The following is a 2,956-nucleotide window of genomic DNA, read 5'->3' on the forward strand; positions in this document are numbered from 1 at the left end:
AGGGGCCATAACGTCGAGGGGGCTACCGCCCCCGGCGCGTTCCGCGCCTCCCCCGTGGATATTTAGAGAAAGATGAAGATGAGACGGCGCGCGCGGCGCAACGCAATTCACATTGACGGAAAGGGGGAAAATGCTAACCTGAACGGGCGGAACAGGCAGGGATGCCGATGGCCGTGAAAGGTGAAGTTTTCTTCCCGCGACCGGACCTGCAAGGGTCCGGTCGTTTTCATAGGAAGGGGATGTAGGACAGCACCGTCTCGAAGAACGCCGCGATGTGGAACATCGCGAAGCTGTAAAGACGGATCGCGGCGACCACGACAGCGACCAGAGCGACGTAGAAAAAGAATACCGCGATACTTCCGAAGTCGAGGCCGCGACCAGGCGCACCGTTAGCACGGGCGGCACGGCGGGCGGCGTCAGCCTTCACCCGGCGTTGATGATCGGCGTAGTAGAAAAGCCCTTCGGTTTGCGAATAACCCATGATCCACCTCCTTTGCGGCCATTGCTTTCACCCGCAAAAGCAAATGGCGCAACAGGAGAGGTGGGCTAGCACAAATCAGGGCATTTGTCACTCACGCGGTTACTTCTTGCGCGAGACGAATCCGTCCTCGGTGAAGGCGTCGATCTGGACTTCGGTGCGGCGGCTCATGCGCCTGCCGTCACCTGACACCATGATTTCGGCCTCGGGATTGATCCTGATGATGGACCCGTCGCCTTCAAGGTAGGTGGTATCGGCGTCCCGTTCGACCTTGACGCTGCCGCCCGGATCGACGTGAACCCAGACGTTATCGACCTTCACCCGGACCATGTGTTCGTCAATGATGATGCCCGACCAGCCCAAAGGCTGGTCGCGGCGGATCACCATCTTGTCGGGATGGAGCTTGATCTGAACGTCCTCAACATCGTCCGCGCCGCGCAGGACGATGAACGCCTCTTGGTCCTCGGGCTTCGACAGAAGCCGCGCGAAGGCGTCCTTGGGGCGCCAAAGAAACGGCTCGTCACGTTTCTCGCGCTTCTTGTTCTTGTGGAACGCGATCAGCAGTTCGGCCGATTTCCAGACTGCGCGGACGGGGGAGGGGAGTGTCATGCCAGATCCGTTTCGGCAAAGTCGTTGCCCTTGTAGAGAACGCCCACGCGATAGGCTTTGGCGCAGGCGTAGGCGAAGCAGTCGCCGAAATTGAGCTGGGCCGGATGGCCCACGGTCTTGCCGTAGGTGCGCGCGGCCTCTTGGGCCAAGCGCCCGATACTGCCCGATATGTGAATGTCGCGGGCCTTCACCACGTCGAGAAAATCCGCAACGGCCCGTTCGGCTTCCTCGTGCGTTGCCGCGTCCCGGCGTTTGTCCCCCGCGATGCGGCGGGCCAAGGCGACGGACGCCTCGAACCGGGCCAGCGGCGAGCAATAGAGCTGTTGCTGCAAACCCTCGATGTGCTTGAGATGCGCCTTCGCGTCAGGCTCGTTCCCAAGGATAGCGACGATCACGGATGCGTCCAGAAACATCAGTCGCCCTCCCACATTTCGTCGGTGAAGGACTTCATGTCGAAGTCGGGATCGACCGGGCCGAGCGCGGCCAGCCGCGCTTGAATCGGTGCGATGCGGTCGGCTAAGGGTATCTTGTCCAGCTTGGCCGCGAGTGCAGCTTGAAGCGCCTGCCGCACCGCGTCGGTCTTCGTCTTGGCCCCGGTCGCCTGCATGACCTGTTCCGCCAGTTCGTCCACCTTGTCGTCTCGGATGTAGAGGGGCATGGAATATCCTTCCGTGTATATCCTGCATATTACCAAACGAATATCCCGCCGTCTATCCAGAATATCCGATCTGTCCTGCGTCCGCGCGGCCCTGGGCCGCGCTGCGGCGCGCAAGCGCCGGGCCGGGGCGGCGGGGTTCCCGAACCCTGCCGCCCCGGTTAATAAGGAGGGGTCAAACCATCGCGGAAAGCCCGACCTCGAAGGGCCGGGCCTACCTGTCAGGCGAACAGGTCAGGCGTTGCGGCGGGGCTGCGGGCGGCGGGGTTCTTTACGTCCACCACGACGCTGGCGATCCGCTCGCGGCGCTCTCCGAAGTCTGTCCGGTAAGCCTCCCGCATCCTGACCGTGTAGCGTCCAGCTTGGCGCGGGTCCGCCTCGACGGCGTAGCGTTTCGGGGACTTACCCCGCCCCAGCCATAGCGGTTCTTCGCTCGGCGGCTGGTCCGCAAGATAGTCGATGCAATCGAGAATATTTCGCTTGTCCTGGGCCGTGATGTGCCGCCCCTCGATCAGTTTTACGCTGCGCTTCATCGGGCGATTTCCTTCTCGACGGTGGAACACTCGCCGCCGCAATCCTCGCAATCCCGGCTGTCGAAGATCGCGACCAGTTCCCACGTTTGCAGTTCGGGGTTCCACGCGGCATAGGCGTCGGCGCGCACGTCCTGACTGCCGCATGTGCTGCAATGGACGGTGATGGGGTTATCATAGGGCATTAGCTGCCCTCCTGTTCACGATTGCGGGGCACCCGCACAGGCCCCACGGGGCCGCTTCATAGGCGGCGGTTTCAGTCTGGTCGGCATAGCGGTCGGCAATGTCGTCCAGCTTCTTGAACAGGGACATTTCCGGCACGTTGCCCTCGTGGCATTGGTAGAGAAGGCAGTTTGCGGCCTTGAGGATCGCGACGAAGTTCGCCCCTTCGACGTGTTCAAAGCGATAGCGACAGATCGTGTTCAGATAATCGCTGGCATCGGCGTTCGCGTAGCTCGCTTCGATAGCCATCGCGTTCATCAGCCAGAGCGACTGGCCCAGCTTGTCCATTTCATCGGTGCTGCGCGGCCCTTCGGCCATCAAGATCAAGGTAGCCGCCGCGTTGATCGTCTGCGGTCCTACGAAAAATGCTGACATGGTTGCGAACTCCTTTGTGGTGGTGGCGCGGGGTGCTTTGGTGCGCCCCTTTCGCCCCTCCTTTTTACCTTGTTTATATGGCCCGGC

Annotated in this window: 7 protein-coding genes; all 7 read right to left on the reverse strand. The window is 61.7% G+C overall.

Annotation, left to right across the window (positions count from 1 at the left end; genetic code table 11):
- Window positions 1–226: 226 nt before the first annotated feature.
- Window positions 227–481: a hypothetical protein gene (locus Q1B16_RS22185; protein ID WP_299568032.1), complete on the reverse strand. Its 255-nt coding sequence runs from the start codon at window positions 479–481 to the stop codon at window positions 227–229.
- A gap of 99 nt (window positions 482–580) precedes the next feature.
- Entirely contained in the window at window positions 581–1,087 is a 507-nt protein-coding gene (locus tag Q1B16_RS22190) for a hypothetical protein (protein WP_299794568.1), read from the reverse strand.
- Window positions 1,084–1,500, reverse strand: coding sequence for a type II toxin-antitoxin system VapC family toxin (locus tag Q1B16_RS22195; protein ID WP_299568030.1), 417 nt, complete (start codon window positions 1,498–1,500; stop codon window positions 1,084–1,086). The genes Q1B16_RS22190 and Q1B16_RS22195 overlap by 4 nt, the downstream gene beginning before the upstream one ends.
- Window positions 1,500–1,745 (reverse strand): type II toxin-antitoxin system VapB family antitoxin, encoded by a 246-nt coding sequence (locus Q1B16_RS22200; protein ID WP_299568029.1) that lies wholly within the window; start codon window positions 1,743–1,745, stop codon window positions 1,500–1,502. The genes Q1B16_RS22195 and Q1B16_RS22200 overlap by 1 nt, the downstream gene beginning before the upstream one ends.
- Window positions 1,746–1,963: 218 nt before the next feature.
- The gene (locus Q1B16_RS22205; protein WP_299568028.1) at window positions 1,964–2,275 is read right to left on the reverse strand and encodes a hypothetical protein; all 312 of its coding nucleotides are present in this window, start codon (window positions 2,273–2,275) and stop codon (window positions 1,964–1,966) included.
- Window positions 2,272–2,457, reverse strand: coding sequence for a hypothetical protein (locus Q1B16_RS22210; RefSeq protein WP_299568026.1), 186 nt, complete (start codon window positions 2,455–2,457; stop codon window positions 2,272–2,274). Before Q1B16_RS22210 ends, Q1B16_RS22205 begins: the two co-directional genes overlap by 4 nt.
- Complete coding sequence (locus Q1B16_RS22215; RefSeq protein WP_299568025.1) at window positions 2,447–2,869, reverse strand: hypothetical protein; 423 nt, start codon at window positions 2,867–2,869, stop codon at window positions 2,447–2,449. The genes Q1B16_RS22210 and Q1B16_RS22215 overlap by 11 nt, the downstream gene beginning before the upstream one ends.
- Window positions 2,870–2,956 lie beyond the last annotated feature (87 nt).

Origin of the sequence: uncultured Marivita sp. (assembly GCF_947488135.1) — a bacterium.
GTDB lineage: Bacteria > Pseudomonadota > Alphaproteobacteria > Rhodobacterales > Rhodobacteraceae > Marivita.

What these genes read in the sequence shown, in the direction of transcription:
- Q1B16_RS22185 (WP_299568032.1), bottom strand. Translation starts at nt 481, where the DNA reads ATGGGTTATTCGCAAACCGAAGGGCTTTTCTACTACGCCGATCATCAA.
- Q1B16_RS22190 (WP_299794568.1), bottom strand. Translation starts at nt 1,087, where the DNA reads ATGACACTCCCCTCCCCCGTCCGCGCAGTCTGGAAATCGGCCGAACTG.
- Q1B16_RS22195 (WP_299568030.1), bottom strand. Translation starts at nt 1,500, where the DNA reads ATGTTTCTGGACGCATCCGTGATCGTCGCTATCCTTGGGAACGAGCCT.
- Q1B16_RS22200 (WP_299568029.1), bottom strand. Translation starts at nt 1,745, where the DNA reads ATGCCCCTCTACATCCGAGACGACAAGGTGGACGAACTGGCGGAACAG.
- Q1B16_RS22205 (WP_299568028.1), bottom strand. Translation starts at nt 2,275, where the DNA reads ATGAAGCGCAGCGTAAAACTGATCGAGGGGCGGCACATCACGGCCCAG.
- Q1B16_RS22210 (WP_299568026.1), bottom strand. Translation starts at nt 2,457, where the DNA reads ATGCCCTATGATAACCCCATCACCGTCCATTGCAGCACATGCGGCAGT.
- Q1B16_RS22215 (WP_299568025.1), bottom strand. Translation starts at nt 2,869, where the DNA reads ATGTCAGCATTTTTCGTAGGACCGCAGACGATCAACGCGGCGGCTACC.